Raw genomic sequence first — 20,594 nt, forward strand, 5'->3', positions numbered from 1 at the left:
GGTGTGATGTGGAGCACAATCGGTGATGATGCCCGGACCCCGCATCCCCGAACCCGCGGTTGCCGTGGGCGACGACCCTCGCCGGTACGCCAGACTGCTGTCTGAGGTGTACGACGCCACCATGTCCGGTGATCGGTCACCGGCGCGGCCCCGCTCGGTGATCGAGGATTCCTGGAATCGGTTGCGGGCAAAGGGGATAAATCCAGACCACCACACCCCGCCGCGCGTTGAGACGGCAGGGTTGGACATGCTGCGGCAAACGTCGGGTCTGGTCGCCATCCTCGATGACGTATCGCGGGGGCTGGATTCGGTGATCGAGCAGGACAACATCCTGGTGGTGGCCGATGCCCGCGGCCGGGTGCTCTGGCGTTCGGGCTCGCCGCGGGTCCTCAGCCTTGCCGATCGCCTCGGTTTCATCGAGGGGGCGACGTGGAGTGAGAGCGCGGTCGGCACCAACGGGATAGGTACGGCGCTGGCTTCACACCGTGCGGTGCAGATCTTCTCGGCCGAGCATTTCCTGCGCAGCCACCACCCGTGGACCTGCGCCGGTGCGCCGATCCGCGATCCGCGGACCGGTCAGGTCATCGGCATCGTGGACGTGTCCGGCCCGGCCTCGACGGTGCATCCGACCACCGTCGCGCTGGTGGATCTGGTGGCGCGGCTCGCGGAATCACAATTGCGCGAGTCGCATGACCGTACGTTGAACCGGTTGCGCGCCGTGGCGGCACCGATTCTGGCCAGGGTGGGTAACCCGGCGCTCGCCGTCGATGCCGAGGGCTGGGTCGCCGCGGTGGACTCCTTGCCGCTGCACAACCGGATCCTGTTGCCCGAGAACGGATTACCGGGACGGGCTTGGATTCCCCCCTTCGGTATGTGCGATGTGGAGGCGCTGCCGGGCGGATGGCTGGTGCGGGTCGCCGACGAGGCCGAGCCCGATGCGGCGCCGTCGCGGGTGATCCTGGACCTGCGCGACAGCGAACCGTCGCTGGAGATGGCCGGCCAGTTCGGCAATTGGCGGCGCAGCATCTCCAGCCGTCATGCCGAGATCCTGCTGGTGCTGGCGACCAGCCGTCAGGGCCGGTCGGCACCGGAGCTGGCCGAGGATCTCTACGGCGATCGGACCAGGGTGGTGACGGTGCGCGCCGAGATGTCGCGACTGCGTAAGCAGTTCGCCGGCTTGGTGGCCGGTAGGCCCTACCGCTTCGGGGACTCGGTGATCGTGGACGTCCGCTACCCACAGGACATGTCGACACTGTTGAGTTCTTCGACAGCTCCGGCGGTTCATGCGGTGCGTGGGTATACCTTGACCTGATGGTGGCCGACCCCACTCTCCTGGACGGGCTCGACGGCGAGGCCGGTGCACAGCGTGCCGAGCTGGTCGAATGGCTGCTGTCGCGCGGCATCACCGCCGATCAGATCCGTCAGGCCGTCACCCCGATGCTGTTGGCTTCGCGCCGGGTGGCCGGGGACGACGGCACCTACGTGTCCACCCGGGAGATCAGCGAGCAGACCGGACTGGATGTAGGCCTTGTCCAGCGGCTGCAACGCGCGATGGGACTGGCAACCGTCGAGGATCCCGATGCAGCGGTGCTGTTGCGGGCCGACGCCGAGGCGGTCGGCTTCGCCGAGCGGTTCCTTGAGCTCGGTATCGCCCCGGACGAACTCGTCTTGATCACCCGGGTGCTGTCGGAGGGGCTGGGCCGGGCCGCCGAGGTGATGCGTTATGCCGCGCTGGCGGCGGTGTTGACACCTGGAGCGACGGAACTGGAAACCGCCAAGGCGAGCGAGGCACTGGTCGCCGAGGCTGCCCCGCTGATCGGCCCGATGATCCGGGACATGCTGTTCGTCCAGCTGCGGCATGCGATGGAGACCGAGGCGGTGAGCGCTTCGGAGCGGGCCGAGGGAGTTCCGCTGCCCGGTGCCCGGTTGGTCACCATCGCGTTCGCCGACATCGTCGGGTTCACCCGGCTGGGCGAGGTCGTGCAGCCCGAAGACCTTGAGCGGCTGGCGAATCGGCTGGCCGACGCGGCACGCGCAGTGGCCGTCGGCCCGGTGCGGCTGATCAAGACGATCGGCGATGCGGTGATGCTCGTCAGTCCCGATCCGGCGGCGCTGCTCGATGCGGTGCTGCAGTTGGTGGCCGCCACCGAAACGGATGCGGACTTCCCGCGACTGCGGGTCGGTCTGGCGACCGGCCCCGCGGTGAGCCGGGCCGGTGACTGGTTCGGCAGCTCGGTGAATCTGGCCAGCCGAGTCACCGGGGTGGCGCGGCCCGGGACCGTGCTGGTGGCCGAGTCCACCCGTACGGCGATCGCGCGGAAGGAGGGCGAGGAAGACCGATTCGTCTGGTCGTTCGCGGGGGCCCGCCGCCTCAAGGGCGTCAAGAGCGACGTGAAGCTCTTCCGTGCCAGGCCCGCATAGCGATCCGCGGAGCTTTATCGAATCTTCATCGAACGACTAGGACAGCCACATCGAGTCTCGGGAGGCTTGAGGCATGACGAAACTGATGATGCTGAGTGCCGGCGCGGCGGTCGCGGCGGTCCTGGTGGCCGGTTGTAGCAATGACCAGGCAGACCGGACCGCGGACTTGGAAATGACCAACGGCACGAGCACCTCGGCTGCGGCCGGTGCGCCGGTCAGCGCCGAGGCGCACAACGATGCCGATGTGATGTTCGCCCAGCACATGATTCCGCACCACCAGCAGGCAGTCGAGATGAGTGACGTGCTGCTGGGCAAGCAGGGTATCGATCCGCGGGTGACCGAGCTGGCCACCCAGATCAAGGGCGCCCAGGCGCCGGAGATCGAGCAGATGCAGGGCTGGCTGAAGCAGTGGGGCAACCCGCCCATGCCGCCGATGAACCACGGCGACATGAACCACGGCGACATGGGGCACGGGAACATGCCCGCCATGCAGGGCATGGTGTCGGAGACGGACATGACCGCGCTACGCAACGCCCAGGGCGCCGAGGCGGCCAAGCTGTACCTGACGCACATGATCGCTCACCACGAGGGCGCGATCACCATGGCCCAGGATGAGATCAAAGACGGCAAGTACTCCGCTGCGGTCGAGATGGCCCACACCATCGTGAAGACCCAGCAGCAGGAGATCGACACCATGCGGCAGATCCTGAGCTCGCTCTAACCGGTCGGCAGGATGATCGTGAAGGTGGTCCCGGTCCCCGAACTGGCTGCGCTGATGCGGCCGCGGTGCGCCTCGACCAGGGCCTTCACGATCGCCAACCCGATGCCGGATCCGCCGTGGTCGCGGTCGCGAGCCGTGTCGGCCCGGTAGAACCGCTCGAAGACATGGGGCAGGTGCTCGGCAGGGATGCCCTCCCCGGTGTCGGTCACCGTCAGCGTGACGCTCCTGTCCGGGCCGGCCGTGGCGTCGATCGTCACCCGGCCGCCGGCCGGGGTGTGCCGCAACGCGTTGTCCAGCAGGTTGCCGAGGATCTGGGCCAGCCGGTGCGGATCGGCCCACAGCGGCGGCAGGTCCTGGTCGGCCTGCCAGCTCAGCGTCACCCCCTTGTCGTCGAACCGGTCCTGGGCCGCGGCGACGGCGGCGGCCACGACGGTGTGCGTCGCGACCGCTGCGGGGGTGACCGTGGCCGGGCTTTCCTCGGCCTTGGCCAGGGCGGCCGCGTCGTCGGCGAACCGGACCAGCCGGTGGGTCTGTTGGCGCAGCATCGAAACCGTCCCGGGGTCAAGGGTTCTCACACCGTCCTCGATGGCCTCGAAGTAGGCCTCCAACACCGAAACCGGAGTCCGGATCTCATGGGCAAGATCGCTGAACAGCCTGCGGCGGCCGGCGTCGACGGCGGCCAATCTCGCGGCCATCTGGTTGAAAGAACTTTCCAGGGAGTCGAATTCGTCGCCCAGATGGGCCGGTGGAACCCGGGAGTCGAAGCGGCCGTCGGCGATGGCCGTGGCAGCCTGGGACACCTGGGTGAGCGACCGCTGCAGGCGCCTGCCGAAGTACCAGGTGACGATCAGTGCCGCGAGGATCGCGACGCACGACGCGACCCCGATCGAGATCGCCGTGGCGTAGACGTAGGCCTCCTCGGCGTGCATCTGCTCGGCCGAATCACCGGATACCCCTGCGCGGTGCAGATGTTCGCGGAACAGAGGCGGCCCGACGACGGCGGCCACCAGTGCGGTGGTTCCCGCACCGGTCAGCAGCACCAGGGCCTGAGCCGACAGCAGTCGCGTGCGCAGGCCCAGGCTCATCGCCGGCCGTCCTGCCCGGTGCCCATGCGATATCCGACGCCGCGCACGGTGATCACGTACACCGGGTCGGCGGGATCGTCGCCGAGCTTGCGGCGGAGGTGACCGATATGGACGTCGACGAGGTGTTCGTTGCCGACATAGGTGGTCTCCCAGACGGATTCGAGTATCTGACGCCGGCTGAGCGCCACGCCGGGGCGTGCCGAGAGGGCGGCGAGCACATCGAACTCGGTGCGCGTCAGCATGATCGGCTCACCATCGAGGAAGACCTGACGTCCGTCGACGTCGATGCGCAGCGCACCGAAGACCCGGCCGTCGGTCGCCGCGGCGGAGGAGACCCGCGGCCGGCGCAGCATCGCCCGGACCCTGGCCACCAGTTCGCGTGGGCTGAACGGTTTCGTCATGTAGTCGTCGGCTCCCACCGACAGTCCGACGATGGTGTCCATCTCTGTGTCCCGGGCGGTGAGCATCACGACATAGGCGTCGGAGAACGTGCGCAGCGATCGGCAGACTTCCACGCCGTCGATGCCCGGCAGGCCGAGGTCCAGGACGACAACGTCAGGGTCGACCTCGCGGGCCAGTCGCACGGCTTCGGTCCCGTCGTGAGCGACGGTGACCTCGAACTGTTCGCGGGTGAGGTAACTCGCGACCACCTCGGCCAGTGGGGCTTCATCGTCGACCACGAGGGCCCGGTAGCCGCCCGGTATCTGCTCCATCTGCCCATACTGCAGCAGTCGACCGGGGGAGCCGTGGAATTGATACCCTAGGGGGGTATAGTATGGATGTAGGACGAGCTGACTTCAGGAGGAATGTGCATGAGTACCCAAACCGTCACGGTCACCGGCATGACGTGTGGACATTGCGCCACATCGGTGCGTGAGGAGGTCGGCGGACTCCCCGGTGTGCGCACCGTCGAGGTCGACCTGGCGTCCGGGCAGGTGACCATCGACAGCGAGAGCCGGCTCGATCCGGCCGCGATCAGCGACGCGGTAGCCGAGGCCGGCTACGCCGTCGCGAGTTGAGCCGAGGTCGATCATGAGTACGCCGCAGAAGCTCATCGGGTTCGTCGTGGGACTTGTGGTGGTGTTCGCCGTGTCCTTCGGGATCGGCTCTGCGGTCATGCCGGCCGGCGACCCCGTAGACGGACACGGCGCCGGTCACGCTGCAGACCATGGCTCGCAGTACACGTTGCAACTCGATGAGACGGATCTGCCGTCGGGCCCCGCCGTACCGCTGCGGTTCCGCATCGTCGACGGCTCCGGCGCGCCGGTCACCGAGTACGTCGAGAGTCACGACGAACTGCTGCATCTGATCGTGGTGCGCCGCGATCTCGCCGACTACCAGCACGTGCATCCCGTGCTCGACGATTCCGGCACCTGGAGTGTTCCGCTGGACCTGACCAAGCCCGGGGATTACCGCGTGTTCGCCGACGTCGTGCCGGCCGGCGGCGATGCGATGACGCTCGGCGCCGATATGACCGTCGCCGGGAAATACCAGCGACAGCCGCTGCCCGCACCCGCCACAACGGCCACCGTCGACGGTTACACCGTGACCCTCGCCGGGGTGACCAGGTCCGGCCGGCCCTCGGAGCTGACGCTGTCCGTCAGCCGGGACGGCAAGCCCGTCACCGACCTGCAGCCATACCTGGGGGCCTATGGTCACCTGGTCGCGGTGCGCGCCGCGGACCTGGAATACCTGCATGTCCATCCGATGAGCGATGCCGGCGATCCGTCGACCGCGCCGGGCCCGCAGATCGCTTTCCACACAACCCTTCCCAGTGCCGGCACGTACCGGCTGTTCCTGGATTTCAAGCACCGCGATGCGGTGCACACCGCCGAATTCACCGTTGAGGGGGCACCGTGAGCACCGCGACCGGACACGTCGTACTCGAGATCGGCGGGATGACGTGCGCTTCGTGCGCCGGACGCATCGAGCGCAAGCTCAACAACCTGGACGGTGTCACGGCGACGGTGAACTTCGCGACAGAGAAGGCCACTGTCGACGTGGCGGGTGAGGTGACGCCCGAGCAGCTGATCGACGCCGTCGAAACAGCCGGCTACACCGCACAACTGCCCGCCACCGGACCGGTCGAAACCCGTGCCGAGGACGATCCGACCGCTGCGTTGCGCACCCGGCTGATCGTGTCCGCCGTGCTGACCGTGCCGGTCGTGGCCATGGCGATGATTCCGGCGTTGCAGTTCACCAACTGGCAATGGCTGTCACTCACCCTGGCCGCACCGGTCGTGGTGTGGGGTGCGCTGCCGTTCCACCGGGCCGCCTGGACGAATCTGCGTCACGGCAACGCCACCATGGACACGCTCATCTCGATGGGCACCATCGCGGCGTTCGGCTGGTCGCTGTATGCCCTGTTCTGGGGTACCGCCGGGATGCCCGGGATGACGCACCCGTTTTCGCTCTCCATCTCTCAATCCGACGGCACCGGCAACATCTATCTGGAGGTCGCCGCAGGCGTCACGACCTTCATCCTGGCCGGCCGGTACTTCGAGGCGCGTTCCAAACGTCGCGCCGGCGCGGCACTGCGGGCGTTGCTCGAGCTCGGCGCCAAAGACGTCGCGGTCCTGAGAGACGGTGTGGAACAACGCATCCCCATCGATTCGCTGGCCGTCGGCGACGAGTTCGTGGTCCGGCCTGGCGAGAAGATCGCCACCGACGGTGAGGTCGTCGACGGCTCGTCGGCGGTCGACGTCTCGATGCTCACAGGTGAATCGGTGCCCGTCGAAGTGGCACCAGGTGACCAGGTGGTCGGCGCCACGGTCAATGCCGGCGGCCGGCTCGTGGTGCGGGCCAGGCGAATCGGATCCGACACGCAGCTGGCCCAGATGGCCCGGCTGGTCGAGGACGCCCAGTCCGGCAAGGCCCAGGCGCAACGCCTGGCCGACAGGGTTTCGGCGGTCTTCGTGCCGATCGTCATCGCGCTCGCGGTGGGAACCCTCGGATTCTGGATGGGGACCGGAGGTTCGGTGGCCGCGGCGTTCACCGCCGCGGTGGCGGTGTTGATCATCGCCTGCCCGTGTGCACTGGGTCTGGCCACCCCGACGGCGCTGTTGGTCGGCACCGGGCGCGGTGCGCAGCTCGGCATCCTGATCAAGGGGCCCGAGGTGCTGGAATCCACCCGCCGGGTGGACACCGTGGTGCTGGACAAGACCGGAACCGTGACCACCGGCGCCATGACGCTGCTGGACGTGATCGCCGCGCCGGGCGAGGATCCCGCCGAGGTGTTGCGGCTGGCCGGCGCGGTCGAGGACGGCTCCGAACACCCGATTGCCCAAGCCATCGCCAAGGGTGCTCGCTCCGCCGCCAAAGACACTGTAGGCGAGCTGCCCGCGGTGGAGGGCTTCGCCAACGTGGCCGGGCTCGGGGTGCAGGGTGTCGTCGACGGCCATGCCCTGGTGGTGGGCCGGCGCCAGTTGCTGGCCGACTGGGGACAGCAGTTGTCCGCTGAGCTGGACACCGCGATGCGCGAGGCTCAGGACCAGGGCCGGACGGCGATCGCCGTGGGGTGGGACGGTCGGGCACGCGCGGTCCTGGTGGTCGCCGACGCGATCAAGGCCACCTCGAAAGAGGCGGTCGAGCAGCTGCGCGCCCTCGGCCTCGAACCGATCATGCTGACCGGCGACAACGAGGCCGCAGCGCAGGCGATAGCGCAACAAGTTGGGGTGCAACAGGTTTACGCCGAGGTGCTACCGCAGGACAAGGTCGACGTGATCAAGCGGCTACAGGATGAGGGCCGGGTGGTGGCCATGGTCGGTGACGGTGTCAACGACGCTGCCGCGCTGGCCCAGGCCGACCTGGGCCTGGCCATGGGCACCGGCACAGATGTGGCGATCGAGGCCGGCGATCTGACCCTGGTGCGCGGTGATCTGCGGGCGGCCGCCGACGCCATCCGGTTGTCCCGGCGGACGTTGGCCACCATCAAGGGCAACCTGTTCTGGGCATTCGCCTACAACGTCGCGGCACTGCCACTGGCCGCGGCCGGCCTGCTCAACCCGATGCTGGCCGGCGCCGCGATGGCGTTCTCCTCGGTGTTCGTGGTCAGTAACAGCTTGCGGCTGAGACGGTTCCGATGATTCGGACCGCGTCACGGCTTGCGGCCATGATGGCGATCGTCCTGTGGGCGGCCGCTCTGGCCGGGCAGTGGCAGACGCCGAGCCGGGACGAGCCGGTGCATCTGCCTCACGCGGTGTCCGCCGCGATCGGGACCGGCAGCGATGCGCTGATGCTCGACCACCCGCATGTCGGCGACAATCCTGCGTCCCACTCGCCGGAGGGATTCGCCGCGGCGGTGTTGCCGCGGACCATCGCCACCGCGGCCGCGCTGTCGGTGGTCGCACTCATCGTCGGCTGTGCGGTGTTGTGCGGGTGCGCCGTGGTGCGGGCACAGCGAGGTCCACCCGACCGCCACAGGATTCCGCTCGCCGGACAGGAACTTCTGATCCGGATCTGTATCGCCCGCCGCTGATCTGCCAGTGCTCCAACACTGTCCAGGTCAATCGCCGCGCGCGGCGCGGCTGGAGATACAGAAACGACGGATCCATGAATCATGCCCTTTCCACCCGTTCCTTTCACATATTGCGTCGAAACCGTGGTCCCAACACCATGGTCGGCCACACTCCCACCCTGTGGGTTTCGACTCCGTTCGCAGACGCCGGGCGGGGATTCTGGGCGAAGCTCGAAGGTTTCAATCCCGGCGGCATGAAGGACCGGCCCGCAATGTACATGGTCGAGCAGGCCCGGGCCCGCGGCGATCTGAAGCCGGGCGGCCGCATCATCGAATCAACCAGTGGCACTTTGGGTCTGGGGCTGGCATTCGCCGGCACGATCTATCACCACCCGGTGACAGTGGTGACCGACCCCGGTTTGGAACCCATCATCGAGAGAATGCTGACGGCCTATGGTGCTCGGGTTTCTACGGTGACCCAGCCGCACCCCACCGGAGGCTGGCAGCAGGCCCGGCGGGACCGGGTGGCCGAGTTGCTGGCGGCCGACGACACCGCCTGGTATCCCGACCAATACAACAATCCCGACAATGTCGAGGCCTACCGGCCGTTGGCGCTGGAACTCAACGCCCAGATCGGCCATGTCGACGTCCTGGTCTGCTCGGTCGGCACGGGCGGGCATTCTGCCGGTGTTGCGCGGGTACTGCGGGAGTTCAACCCGGATCTGCGTCTGATCGGGGTGGACACGATCGGCTCGACGATCTTCGGTCAGCCCGCCGCGACCCGTGTGATGCGGGGGCTCGGTTCGAGCATCTATCCCCGCAACGTCGACTACGGCGCCTTCGACGAGGTGCACTGGGTCACCCCGGCCGACGCGGTCTGGGCGGCCCGGACATTGGCCTCGACGTACTACGCCAGCGGGGGCTGGAGCGTCGGCGCGGTCGGCCTGGTTGCCGGCTGGGCCGCGCGAAATCACCAGGAGGGCACCACGATCGCCGCGGTGTTCCCCGACGGTCCGCAGCGTTACTTCGACACCGTGTACAACGACGACTACTGCCGTGAGCTCGGACTGCTCGATCATCGGCCGGCCGACGAACCGGAGACGATCGCCAACCCGACCGATCGCGTGGTGCGATCCTGGACCCGCTGCGAGACGGTCGCCGACCCGATGGCGGTCGCCGGATGAGCGGACTCGTCGCGCAGTTCCGCAGTTTCGACCTGCCCAGCCGGCTGTTGATGGTCAACCAGTTCGGGATCAATCTCGGCTTCTACATGCTGATGCCGTACCTGGCCGGCTATCTCGCGGGCCCGCTCGGTCTCGCTGCGTGGGCGGTGGGCCTGGTGTTGGGTGTGCGGAACTTCTCCCAGCAGGGCATGTTCATTCTCGGCGGCACCCTGGCCGACCGGCTGGGCTACAAGCCGCTGATCGTCGCCGGGTGCCTGTTACGCACCGCGGGTTTCGGTCTTCTGGTCGTCGCCGACACGCTGCCGGTGATGCTGATCGCCTCGGCCGCAACAGGGTTCGCCGGGGCCCTGTTCAACCCCGCGGTGCGGGCCTACCTGGCCGCCGACGCCGGTGACCGCCGCGTCGAGGCCTTCGCCACGTTCAACGTGTTCTACCAGGCCGGGATCCTGCTGGGCCCGCTGGCGGGAATGGCCTTGCTGGCCTTCGATTTCCGGGTCACGGCAGCGGTGGCGGCCGGCGTCTTCGCGGTGCTCACGGTGGCTCAGCTGCTGGCGCTTCCGCGGCATCGCGCCGCACCGGTAGCCGAGCGTACTTCGGTGCTCGACGACTGGCGCAGCGTCGTCGCCAACCGCGGGTTCCTGTTGTTCGCGCTGGCGATGATCGGCTCCTACGTACTGTCCTTCCAGGTCTACCTGGCATTGCCGTTGCAGGCGGCCGCGCTGCGGCCGGGGGACGAAACTGCTTTGGTAGCAGCGATATTCGTGGTGTCCGGCTTGATCGCGGTCGGCGGCCAGTTGCGCATCACGCGATGGTTCGTAGACCGCTGGGGGCCGCGTCGCAGTCTGGTGGTGGGCCTGCTGGTGCTGGCCGCGGCTTTCGTCCCGATGGCCGTGGTGCCCGATGCTGACCGGTTCGGCAACCCCGCCGCGGTGGCCGCGCTGCTCGCGTCGTCGGCGCTGCTGGCCCTCGGCTCGGCCGCGGTGTTCCCGTTCGAGATGGACACCGTCGTGGCGTTGTCGGGGGATCGGCTGGTGGCCACCCACTACGGGTTCTACAACACCGTCGTCGGCATCGGGATCCTGCTGGGCAACGTGGCCACCGGCTCGCTGATCGGCGCGGCGCGCGCCGCGGGCCTGGCCGAACTGGTGTGGCTGGGCCTCACGGCAATCGGGCTGGTGTCCGCGGCGGCGCTCTACGTGCTGATGCGGGACGGCGGCAGGCTGGCGCCCAGCGCGCCGGTCACTGCACCGGGACCGTGACACCCTCCGAAGGCTGCACGATCACGAAACCGTTGCCGTGGAACGCGACCTGTAGGGCTTCGCCGGATCCCCGGCCGATCAGGGCGCTCGCCTTGAAGCTGGTCTTGAGCTGCGTCTGCAGATGGGCCGACCATGCCACCACGGCGTTGGTGTCGGCGAAGGTCGGTGCCTCGGCGGCGTTGAGCACCACGGGCGGGCCGTCGGTGGTCAGTGCCACCCACCCGGTGCCGCGCAGGGTGGTGTTGAACAGGCCGCCGGTGGCGATGCTCCCGCCGCGGACCCGCTCGATGTTCCAGTCCAGGCTCGATGAGAAGGCCAGCACGTTCTTGCCGCTGATCGACAGGCCCGAGTTGGACAGCTGCAGCAGGTGTACGTCGAAACCCTGATCGGCCAGGAACACATCGCCCTGACCCTGGCAGCGCATCAGCGGAAGGCCTTCACCGGTGAGGGCCTTCTTGATGAACTTCGACGCGCCGCCGCCCTCGAAGGCGAAGTCCACGTTGCCCTGGTAGGCGACCATCGAGCCCTGCCGGGCCATGAAGGGTTCGCCGAGGCGCACCCGCAGCATCTTCTTGTTCTGGTTGGCGATCGGAGTCGCCTCTTTCTCACTGAACCGTCCGTCGACGAGGTCCCCGCTGATTCCGGAGAAGCCGTCACCCTGAGGCTGGGCCTGAGCCTGCGCCTGGGCCTGGGCCTGCTGCGGGTGTTGCGGCGCACCCCCGAGCGGCGCGCGGCCCGCCTGGCCCTGATGGGACACCTGGTCGGTCCACGATTGCCCGTCCCACCACCGGTATTCGTAGCGGCCTTCGGGGTCGGGCAGCCAGCCGGGTTGTCCGGGTGCGCTCACGGTTTCTCCTTGATTCGTGTGGGGGAGTCGAAATCGACACCAGGTTACAAGTTACGAACGCGGCGAACCCCTGGCATTCTGGTGCCATGGCAAAGGAAATCGACCCGATCCGTGCTCAGGGCGCGCTCGCGGTCTTGAAGCAGCACCCCGGCATGGTGCTGTTCGCCGTGTCACCGGCGCTGATCGTGCTGGGTGCCGTCTGGTGGCTGGCCGGTCCCGGCTGGGCGGGACTGCTGCTGGTCGCCCTGGTGCTGGCCGGCGGGGCCGCGTTGCTGCTCAAGCGCAACTGACCGCGCAGCCGCGAAGAACCCACGTTCGCCGTTGGTGAACGCCGCCCTATCAGCCTTGTAACGGTGTAATCATGTAATCATGACTAAACATCAACAGCACCGCCGCTCCGCGGATGAGGCCGCCGAATGGTTCGCGGGCCGGTTGCCCGAGGCCTGGTTCACCGGCGATCCGACCGTGGTCGTCGACCGTGAAGAGATCACCGTGATCGGCAGACTGCCCGATCCGGATGTTTCCGAGACCAAGGCACGCGCCTCCGGGCGCGCCTCGCGGTTCCGGGAGGAGACGCGCGGCGAACGTATGCGCATCGCCGACGAGGCACAGGGCCGGTTCGACCGCAAGGTCTCCTGGGGAGTGGAAATCGACACAGGCGACGGCGAGCCGGAGCGAATCCTGTTCACCCACATCGCAGTACCGGTGATGACCCGGCTCAAGCAGCCCGAACGGCAGGTCCTCGACACGTTGGTCGACGCGGGCGTGGCCCGTTCCCGCTCTGACGCGCTGGCCTGGTCGGTGCGCCTGGTCGGCCAGCACACCGAGGAGTGGCTGGACAAGCTGCGTGACGCCATGAAGGCGGTCGACGATCTGCGCTCCGAGGGCCCAGGCGTCTAGATCCGCTCGATCCCGACGTACACCGAGCCCAGCGCCGAGGTCTGCGAGAGCGGGTCCACCGACGTCCGGTCGGCCAGCAGGTTGCGGTTGACCCCGTAGGATTCCGGCGCGCCGCCGTGACGTGGGTCGAAAGTGCCCGAACCCCAGCCATGATCGAGCACGGCCACGCCGCGGCGTGGCCGGTCGCTGAGCGTGGCCGTCACTTCAACTCGCCCGACCGGTGAGAACACCCGCACCCGGTCGCCGGTCGCGATGCCCAGTGCCGCGGCGTCCAGTGGGTGCAGCAGCACCTCATTGCCCTTGCCGCCCGGATGCAGGCCGGGCAGCTCGTTCAGCCACGAGTTCATCGAATGCCTCCGGCGTCGGTTGCCCAACAGGAACGGGAAGCCATCCGGCGCACCGGGATCCGGCGTGGTGAGCAGTTCCCGGGCCCGCGCCAGGAATTCGGTCGGTGCCGCGTGGACCTTGTGGTCCGGGGTCCGCAACGCGTCGCGAAACCGGCCGAACCGCCGGGGCCCGAGCACCAGGCCGTGCGGGTGCGCCTTCAACTCTCGCCAGGTGAGCTTGTGCCCGTCGACCTTGCGTGACGTCAGGACGATCAGGCGGTCCATCCAGTGCGGCCCGAACGACAGGCCGGGCCGGCGGGTCCGCGCGGCCAGCCAGCGGGTGGCCCGGATGAAAGCGTTGAATCCTCTGGCGCCGAACAGCGGACGGCGCATGGCCAGAGCCAGATCGGTGAACACCTGCCACTCTTCGCGGGCGCCTGCGGGTGGCTCGACGGCCCTCCCGCCGTACTGGACATAGGGCTCGTCGTGCATACCGCTGGTGAACGCCAGTAGATCGTCGCGTTCCAGCCAGTGCACCGCGGGTAGCAGCCAGTGCGCATGCCGGTGGCTCTCGCGCTGCACCAGATCGATGGCGACCAGCAGCTCCAGCTGTGACAGTGCCTTGTCGAGCCTGGCCCCATCCGGTCCGGAGATCACCGGATTGCCGGAGTTGATCAGCAGCGCGCGGATCTGCCCGCGCCCGGGCGTGGTGATCTCGTCGGGCAGCTCCGCCAGCGCGTGCGCGCCGGCCACCAGACCACGGCCCGCCAGCCGGCTGGTGTGCGGGCGGGTGGCAGCCAGTCCGGCCAACCGCAGCGTGTCGACATAGCCCGGTTCGAAACGGCGCCCGCCGGGCCGGTCCATCCGCCCGGTGATCAGGTTGAGCACGTGACCCAGCCATTCGGCCACCGTGCCCGCGGTATGCAGCGACACCCCGGTGCGGGTGATCACCATCGCCCCTGGCGCCGAGGCGAATTCGCGCGCTACCCGCTCGATCATCTCGGGGGCGATATCGCAGCGGGCGGCCAGATCGTCGATGTCGGCACCGGCGACCAGGGCACGTAGATCTGGCACCCCGGCGGCCAGCTCGGCGCAATCGGCGCGGTGCTCGCGCCCCTCGTCGAGGATGACCTTGACCATCCCCAGCAACAGCGCCCAGTCCGCGCCCGGACGCACCGGCAGATGCAGATCCGCGGCCTGCGCGCTTTCCGTGCGGATCGGGTCCACCACGACGATGCGGGCTCCCTGCTTCTGCCGGGTCAACGCGCGGCGCCAGCCACCCGGCACCGACTCAACCCAATTCCAGGCGCTCACAGCCGGATTGGCGCCGACGATCAGGAAGTAGTCGCAGTTGTCGACATCGGACACCGGCACCATCAGCGGTGATCCGTACATGGCCTCGGCCACCACGTGCAGCGCGTTCTGGTCCACCGACCCGACCGCATAGCGGTTGTATGTGCCGATCGCGTCCAGCCAGGCGTTCATGAACACCAGATTCGACGACGAATACCCGGCCGGGTTCCCGTAATAGGCGGCCACCGCATCCGGGCCGTCGGCCTCGATGATGCGGTTCATCCGCTGGGCGATGTCGCCGATCGCCTCATCCCAGCTCGCCTCGACGTAGGTGTCACCGACCCGGCGCATCGGCGCCAGGATGCGGCGCGGATGTTCCACCACCTGGCCGGCGGTGCGGCCCTTCGCGCAGAAATCACTCCAGGAATGCGGGTTGAGCTTGTCTGCGGCGATCTTCAGCACGCGATTGTCCTCGACCGTGACCTCCAGCCCGCAGGAGGCCAGGCAGTACCGGCAGAATGTGTGCACGGTACTGGTCGTCATTACACCGACACTACAATTTGTAACGGAATCTGGAGGCTAAACCTGCGTCATCTCCCAGTACCGGCCATGCCGTGACATCAGCTCCTCGTGGGTGCCGCGTTCGATGATGCGCCCGGCATCCATCACCAGGATCAGGTCGGCGTCGCGGATGGTCGAAAGGCGGTGGGCGATGATGAAACTCGTCCGGTCGCGGCGCAGCTCGGCCATTGCCTGCTGGATCAGCAGTTCGGTGCGGGTGTCCACCGCGCTGGTGGCCTCGTCGAGCACCAGCACCCGCGGCCGGGCCAGCACCGCCCGGGCGATCGTGATCAACTGCTTCTCGCCGGCGCTGATGGCACCGCCGTCGTCGTCGACGCGCGTGTCGTACCCGTTCGGCAAGGTGTGCACGAAGCGGTCCACGTATGCCGCCCTGGCCGCCTCGATCACCTCGTCCTCGGAGGCATCCGGCCGGCCGTAGGCGATGTTGTCGTAGATGGTGCCGCCGAACAACCAGGTGTCCTGCAGCACCATGCCGATCGAGGAGCGCAGCGACTGGCGGCTCACCGTCGAGATGTCCACACCGTCGATCAGGATCCGGCCGGAGTCGACGTCGTAGAAGCGCATCAGCAGGTTCACGCACGTCGTCTTACCGGCCCCGGTGGGGCCCACGATCGCCACGGTGCTGCCCGGTTCGGCCACCAGCGACAGGTCTTCGATCACCGGAGTGCCCGGCAGATAACTGAAATTGACCTGGTCGAATTCGACGCGGCCACTGCGGATTTCCAGGGGCGACGCCGGTTCGGGGGATTGCTCCTCGGCATCGAGCAGCTCGAAAACACGTTCGGCGCTGGCGATTCCGGACTGCAGGGTGTTGTACATCCCGGCCACCTGACCCAGCGGCTGATTGAACTGGCGCACGTACTGGATGAACGCCTGAATGCTGCCCAGGGTGATCTGCCCCCCTGCCACCTGCAGGCCGCCCACCACGGCGACGGCCACATAGCTGAGGTTGCCGATGAACATCGTCGCCGGGCCCACCAGGCCCGAAAAGAACTGCGCGCCGATGCTGGAGCGGTAGACCTCGTCGTTGAGTTCGTCGAAGCGCCGCTGCGCGGCCTCCCGGTGTCCGAAGGTCTTCACGATCGTGAAACCGCTGTAGGTCTCCTCGATGTGGGCCGCCAGCCGCCCGGTGTTGCGCCACTGCGCCACGAACAACGGCTGCGAGCGCCGGGTGATCCAGCGCGTCACCCACAGTGACAGCGGGACGGTGACGACGGTCAGCAGCGCCAGCAGCGGCGAGATGGTCAGCATCATCACGAGCACCGCGAACACTGTCAGAACCGAGGTCAGCAGCTGACTGATGGTCATCGACACCGAGCCCTGGATGTTGTCGATGTCGTTGGTCACCCGGCTGAGCACCTCACCGCGCTGTCGGGAATCGAAGTAGGACAGCGGAAGTCGGTGCAGTTTGTCCTCGACCTCGGCCCGTAGCGCCACCATGGTGCGCTGTACGGTCACGTTGAGCAATCTGGCCTGCAGCCAAACCAGCACCGCGGCAAGCAGATACAGGCCGAGCGCCAGGGCGAGGGTTCTGGCTACCGCGGCGAAATCCACGCCTTGCCCGGGAATCACGTTCATGCCGGACAGAAGATCGGCGAACGTCGTGTCGCCGCGGGCGCGGGCCGCGGCGACCGCCTGGTCCTTGGTCAGGCCCGCGGGCAACTCGCGTCCGATCACACCGTTGAACAACAGGTCGGTGGCGTGCCCGAGAATCCGGGGGCCGATCACCCCGATCGCGATACCGGCCACGCCGAGCAGCACCACCGAGATCGCCAGACCTCGTTGCGGCACCAGGCGTCTGAGCAGGCGCAGGGCCGAGCCCCGGAAGTCGCGGGTGCGCTCTACCGGGGCGACGGGCGTTCCGCTGCGGCGCAGCGCAGGCCCGGTCATCGCGCTTCTCCGGCGGTGATCGCCTGTGATGCGGCGAACTCGGCGTAGGCGGGGCAGTCGACGAGCAGTGCCTCATGGGTGCCGATGCCGACGATGCGGCCGTCCTCGACCACGACCACCTGGTCGGCCTCGATCACTGTCGAGATCCGTTGCGACACGATGACCACGGTGGCGTCGGCCGACACCTCGCGCAGGGCGGCCCGCACCCGGGCATCGGTGTGCACGTCCAGTGCCGAGAACGCGTCGTCGAAAAGGTAGACCGCGGGTCTGCGGATCACCGCCCGTGCGATCGCGAGTCGTTGTCGCTGCCCACCCGAGAAGTTGATGCCGCCCTGGGCCACCGGGCGTTCCAGTCCGTCCGGGTGGGCCCGCACGAAGTCGTCGGCCGCCGCGACGCGCAGTGCCTCCCACATCTGTTCGTCGGTGAGCACCTGTCCCGGTGCAGCCCCGTAGCGCAGGTTCTCGGCGACGGTCCCGGAGAACAGGTAGCCGCGCTGGGGGACCAGGCCGATGGCCGCCCACAGCTGTTCGAGATCGAGCTCGCGGACATCGACACCGTCGATGCGGACCGCGCCGGCCGTGACGTCGTAGAACCGGCAGATCATCGCCAGCAGGGTGGATTTGCCGGAACCGGTGGAACCCACGACCGCGGTGGTGGTGCCGCGCCGAGCGCGAAACGAAACCTGCTGCAGCACGGGGCGATCGGCGCCGGGATAGCTGAACGACGCGTCATCGAAGTCGATCTCGCCGGCGAGTCTCTGCAGCCGGACCGGATCGGCCGGGCTGGTGATCCGTGGCCGGGTGGCCAGCACCCCGGTCACGCGTTCGGCGCACACCGAGGCACGCGGCAGCATCACGCCCAGTACGGCGACCATCAGCACGGCCATGAGGATCTGCATGAAGTACGCCAGAAACGCGATCAGCGAGCCCACCTGCATGTGGCCGGAGTCGATGCGCAGCCCGCCGAACCAGATCAGCGCGACACTGGAGATGTTGATCACCAGGGTGGTCGCAGGCAGCATGAGCGCCTGCCATTTCCCGGCTTCCAGCGCGGTGGTCGACAAGGCCTCGCTGGCGTCGGCGAAGCGTCGTTGCTCGACGGGTTCGCGGGCGAAGGCCCGGATCACCCTGATGCCGGACAGCTGATCGCGCATCACCCGGTTGATCCCGTCGATCAACCTCTGCATGCGGCGGAAGATCGGCATCAGGTGCCTGATGATCCAGTAATTGGTCAGTGCCAGCACCGGCACGCTCACCAGAAGCAGCCATGAGAGCCCGGCGTCCTGGTGCAGTGCCATCAGGATTCCGCCGATCGACATGATCGGTGCGGTGATGAGGATGGTGGCGGTCATCTGGAGCAGCTGCTGAATCTGGCCGACGTCGTTGGTGGTGCGGGTCAGCAGCGACGGGGCGCCGAACCGCGCGGTCTCCTCCGCCGAGAAAGTGGTGACGTGGTGGAAGATCGCCGAGCGCAGATCGCGGCCGAAACTCATGGCGGCACGCGATCCGAAGAACACCGCCCCGATCGCGCACGCCACCTGCAGGCCGGTGACACCCAGCATCACTCCGCCGAGTTCGATGATGCGCGCGGTGTCACCCTTGGCCACTCCGTCGTCGATGATGGCGGCGTTGACCGTCGGCAGGTACAGCGAAGCCAGAGTGCTGATCACCTGGAGTGTGGCGACGATCGCGAGCAGCCGCCGGTACGGCCGCACGTACTGTCGCAGCAGCGCCCAGAGCATCTGGCTACTCTCGCACACCGGCGCGGCAGCGTCGGTGTCCAGCCGCGGCCGTGTCCGCCTCGGTGAAAGACCAGGTCAGTCGGCATGTCGGGATAGTGCATAGGTGTTGCCGCTACAGTGCATGGCGTGACTGTCCGCACGGCCGCCAAGCCACGATTCGCCCACGCCAGAGCCTTCGCGGTGTTGGCTGCGGCAATGGTTCCGGTGTTCGCCGCCTGCTCGTCCGGCGAGCAGGCGTCCCCTCAGGTTCCGCAGACCGAGACGCCGAGTGCCGGTGGCTCGGGCGAGCACGGCCCGCATTTTCCGCATTGCGGCGGCGTGACCGACCAGACGGTGACCGAGCTGACCCAGGTGCAGGGGCTGGTCAACACCGCGACCAATTCGTCGGGCTGCCAGTGGTTACAGGGCGGCAGCATCCTGGGACCGCACTTCTCGTTCACCTGGTTCAGGGGCAGCCCAATCGGCCGCGAACGTAAGACCGAGGAGCTGTCGCGGACCAGCGTGGAGGACATCAACATCGAGGGCCACGGCGGTTTCATCGCCGTGGGGGAGAACCCGCTCAAGGCCGGCGACGTGAACCTGTGTGAGATCGGTATCCAGTTCGACGACGATTTCATCGAGTGGTCCGTGAGCTTCGACCAGAAGCCCTATCCCGATCCGTGTGAGGTCGCCAAGGAGCTGACCCGCCAGTCGATTGTGAATTCCAAATGATGACCGCGCACGCGAGGAGCAATTCAGTCAAGCGCGGGTTCGCCCCACTGATGGCCGCGTTGGCAGTGTTCGTCGGGCTGACCGGGTGCACCACCACGGTTGACGGGACCGCGGCCAAGGAGGGCTCCGGTGGTGGGCCCAGCAACAACAAGTCCGAGAAGACCTACCCGAACCTGCTCAAGGAATGCGATGTCCTGACGCAGGACATCCTGGCCAAGACGGTGGGCGCCGACCCGTTGGACATCCAGAGCACCTTCGTCGGTGCCGTGTGTCGCTGGCAGGCGGCCAATCCCGCCGGCCTGGTCGACATCACCCGGTTCTGGTATGAGCAGGGCAGCCTCGACAACGAACGGCAGACTGCGGAGAAGCTGCAGTATGCGATCGAGCAGCGGCGGATCGCCGGTGTGGATTCGATCATCATGCGGCCCCAGGGCCTCAACGGGGCCTGTGGCGTGGCAAGCGACGCGGCCGGTGTGGTCGGTTGGTGGGTCAATCCGCAGGGTCCGGGTATTGATGCCTGCCCGATGGCGACCAAGCTCATGGAACTGACGCTGGCCACGAACTCCTAACGGGGGATGTGGAACCGGACCAGCTTCGCGCCGCCGAGTGCCAGCTGATCCCAGGGCGTGCCGGCACGGAGGACGGCGATCGCCGAGGTCGGGAACTTCAGCGAGATGCTCTCCGCCGCAGCGCGGTTGGAGCCGTCGGCGAGACCGAGGGCGACGGCGGACATCGCCGGCTCGTGGCCGATGACCAGCAGCGTCGACGGGTCGGAGCCGAAACGTGACGCCACACCGTTGATCTCGTCGATCACGGTTCCCGGTCTGGCGTCGTAGATGCGTTCGGCGAACTGCACGGGAGCCTCGACGCCCGTGCGCTCCAGTGTCTGACGGGTGCGGGTGGCCGTAGAGCACAGCACCGCGTCCACCGCACCGAAATTCTCGCGGATCCACTCACCGGCCAGCGCCGCCTCCCTGATGCCGCGCGCGGCCAGCGGGCGGTCGTGGTCGGCGACCCCGTCGGGATAGTCCGACTTGGCGTGGCGCATCAGCAGCAGGGTTCTGACCGGACTGATCGGGTTGGCCATGCTGCATACGGTATCGGCACCCGGGCGGGGCCATGCCGCCGCAGGTCCCGGGACTTGTCGGCCTCCGGTTTTACACTCGCCTTGCTCGGA

At 67.9% G+C, this 20,594-nt stretch carries 20 protein-coding genes; 13 read left to right on the forward strand and 7 right to left on the reverse strand.

What is annotated here, in order from left to right; all coding sequences use genetic code 11:
- Positions 1–28 precede the first annotated feature (28 nt).
- The 3 genes from H977_RS0112180 (at position 29) to H977_RS0112190 (ending at position 3,142) form a co-directional block, all read left to right on the forward strand.
- A complete protein-coding gene (locus tag H977_RS0112180) occupies positions 29–1,312 on the forward strand; it encodes a GAF domain-containing protein (RefSeq protein ID WP_196808218.1) in 1,284 nt (427 codons plus the stop codon).
- Positions 1,312–2,421, forward strand: coding sequence for an adenylate/guanylate cyclase domain-containing protein (locus H977_RS0112185; RefSeq protein ID WP_029108127.1), 1,110 nt, complete (start codon positions 1,312–1,314; stop codon positions 2,419–2,421). The genes H977_RS0112180 and H977_RS0112185 overlap by 1 nt, the downstream gene beginning before the upstream one ends.
- 73 nt (positions 2,422–2,494) lie before the next feature.
- Complete coding sequence (locus tag H977_RS0112190) at positions 2,495–3,142, forward strand: DUF305 domain-containing protein (protein ID WP_029108128.1); 648 nt, start codon at positions 2,495–2,497, stop codon at positions 3,140–3,142.
- On the opposite strand, the gene H977_RS0112195 is transcribed toward H977_RS0112190, so the two are convergent.
- Both H977_RS0112195 and H977_RS0112200 read right to left on the reverse strand, forming a co-directional pair.
- The gene (locus H977_RS0112195) at positions 3,139–4,227 is read right to left on the reverse strand and encodes a sensor histidine kinase (protein ID WP_029108129.1); all 1,089 of its coding nucleotides are present in this window, start codon (positions 4,225–4,227) and stop codon (positions 3,139–3,141) included. The genes H977_RS0112190 and H977_RS0112195 overlap by 4 nt on opposite strands.
- A complete protein-coding gene (locus tag H977_RS0112200; RefSeq protein ID WP_029108130.1) occupies positions 4,224–4,940 on the reverse strand; it encodes a response regulator in 717 nt (238 codons plus the stop codon). Before H977_RS0112200 ends, H977_RS0112195 begins: the two co-directional genes overlap by 4 nt.
- 99 nt (positions 4,941–5,039) lie before the next feature.
- Between H977_RS0112200 and H977_RS0112205 the strand changes: the two genes are divergently transcribed.
- The 6 genes from H977_RS0112205 (at position 5,040) to H977_RS0112230 (ending at position 11,126) form a co-directional block, all read left to right on the forward strand.
- Positions 5,040–5,246 carry a heavy-metal-associated domain-containing protein gene (locus H977_RS0112205; RefSeq protein ID WP_029108131.1) on the forward strand — a complete coding sequence of 69 codons (207 nt, stop codon included), beginning with the start codon at positions 5,040–5,042 and terminating at the stop codon, positions 5,244–5,246.
- 13 nt (positions 5,247–5,259) lie between these two features.
- Entirely contained in the window at positions 5,260–6,087 is an 828-nt protein-coding gene (locus tag H977_RS0112210; RefSeq protein ID WP_029108132.1) for a DUF8832 domain-containing protein, read from the forward strand.
- Positions 6,084–8,312: a heavy metal translocating P-type ATPase gene (locus H977_RS0112215; protein ID WP_029108133.1), complete on the forward strand. Its 2,229-nt coding sequence runs from the start codon at positions 6,084–6,086 to the stop codon at positions 8,310–8,312. Before H977_RS0112210 ends, H977_RS0112215 begins: the two co-directional genes overlap by 4 nt.
- Positions 8,309–8,704: a putative copper homeostasis (lipo)protein LpqS gene (gene lpqS / locus H977_RS33005; protein WP_155946609.1), complete on the forward strand. Its 396-nt coding sequence runs from the start codon at positions 8,309–8,311 to the stop codon at positions 8,702–8,704. Before H977_RS0112215 ends, lpqS begins: the two co-directional genes overlap by 4 nt.
- A gap of 74 nt (positions 8,705–8,778) precedes the next feature.
- Complete coding sequence (locus H977_RS0112225) at positions 8,779–9,867, forward strand: PLP-dependent cysteine synthase family protein (RefSeq protein ID WP_029108134.1); 1,089 nt, start codon at positions 8,779–8,781, stop codon at positions 9,865–9,867.
- Positions 9,864–11,126: an MFS transporter gene (locus H977_RS0112230; RefSeq protein WP_029108135.1), complete on the forward strand. Its 1,263-nt coding sequence runs from the start codon at positions 9,864–9,866 to the stop codon at positions 11,124–11,126. Before H977_RS0112225 ends, H977_RS0112230 begins: the two co-directional genes overlap by 4 nt.
- Here H977_RS0112230 and H977_RS0112235 read toward each other — a convergent pair.
- The gene (locus H977_RS0112235) at positions 11,107–11,973 is read right to left on the reverse strand and encodes an AIM24 family protein (protein WP_029108136.1); all 867 of its coding nucleotides are present in this window, start codon (positions 11,971–11,973) and stop codon (positions 11,107–11,109) included. The genes H977_RS0112230 and H977_RS0112235 overlap by 20 nt on opposite strands.
- An 86-nt stretch (positions 11,974–12,059) precedes the next feature.
- Between H977_RS0112235 and H977_RS0112240 the strand changes: the two genes are divergently transcribed.
- Entirely contained in the window at positions 12,060–12,263 is a 204-nt protein-coding gene (locus H977_RS0112240) for a hypothetical protein (RefSeq protein ID WP_029108137.1), read from the forward strand.
- 79 nt (positions 12,264–12,342) lie between these two features.
- Positions 12,343–12,873, forward strand: a complete 531-nt coding sequence (gene abmR / locus H977_RS0112245; protein WP_029108138.1) for an ATP-binding transcription factor AbmR — start codon at positions 12,343–12,345, stop codon at positions 12,871–12,873.
- On the opposite strand, the gene H977_RS0112250 is transcribed toward abmR, so the two are convergent.
- From H977_RS0112250 to H977_RS0112260, 3 genes are read right to left on the reverse strand one after another with little or no spacing between them, the layout of a single operon-like run.
- Positions 12,870–15,035: a molybdopterin-containing oxidoreductase family protein gene (locus H977_RS0112250; protein ID WP_029108139.1), complete on the reverse strand. Its 2,166-nt coding sequence runs from the start codon at positions 15,033–15,035 to the stop codon at positions 12,870–12,872. The two genes, abmR and H977_RS0112250, sit on opposite strands and share 4 nt — an antisense overlap.
- A 36-nt stretch (positions 15,036–15,071) precedes the next feature.
- A complete protein-coding gene (locus H977_RS0112255; protein WP_029108140.1) occupies positions 15,072–16,964 on the reverse strand; it encodes an ABC transporter ATP-binding protein in 1,893 nt (630 codons plus the stop codon).
- Complete coding sequence (locus tag H977_RS0112260) at positions 16,961–18,706, reverse strand: ABC transporter ATP-binding protein (protein ID WP_029108141.1); 1,746 nt, start codon at positions 18,704–18,706, stop codon at positions 16,961–16,963. Before H977_RS0112260 ends, H977_RS0112255 begins: the two co-directional genes overlap by 4 nt.
- Positions 18,707–18,823: 117 nt before the next feature.
- Here H977_RS0112260 and H977_RS0112265 point away from each other — a divergent pair, with 117 nt between their 5' ends.
- Together H977_RS0112265 and H977_RS0112270 are read left to right on the forward strand one after the other, a co-directional pair.
- Positions 18,824–19,417 carry a DUF3558 domain-containing protein gene (locus tag H977_RS0112265; RefSeq protein WP_081681697.1) on the forward strand — a complete coding sequence of 198 codons (594 nt, stop codon included), beginning with the start codon at positions 18,824–18,826 and terminating at the stop codon, positions 19,415–19,417.
- Between the two features lie 50 nt (positions 19,418–19,467).
- Positions 19,468–19,986, forward strand: coding sequence for a DUF3558 domain-containing protein (locus H977_RS0112270; protein ID WP_036475842.1), 519 nt, complete (start codon positions 19,468–19,470; stop codon positions 19,984–19,986).
- Here the strand turns inward: H977_RS0112270 and H977_RS0112275 are convergent.
- A complete protein-coding gene (locus H977_RS0112275) occupies positions 19,983–20,504 on the reverse strand; it encodes a SixA phosphatase family protein (RefSeq protein WP_196808219.1) in 522 nt (173 codons plus the stop codon). The genes H977_RS0112270 and H977_RS0112275 overlap by 4 nt on opposite strands.
- Positions 20,505–20,594 lie beyond the last annotated feature (90 nt).

The sequence above is a fragment of the Mycobacterium sp. URHD0025 genome (genome assembly GCF_000426065.1).
GTDB lineage: Bacteria > Actinomycetota > Actinomycetes > Mycobacteriales > Mycobacteriaceae > Mycobacterium.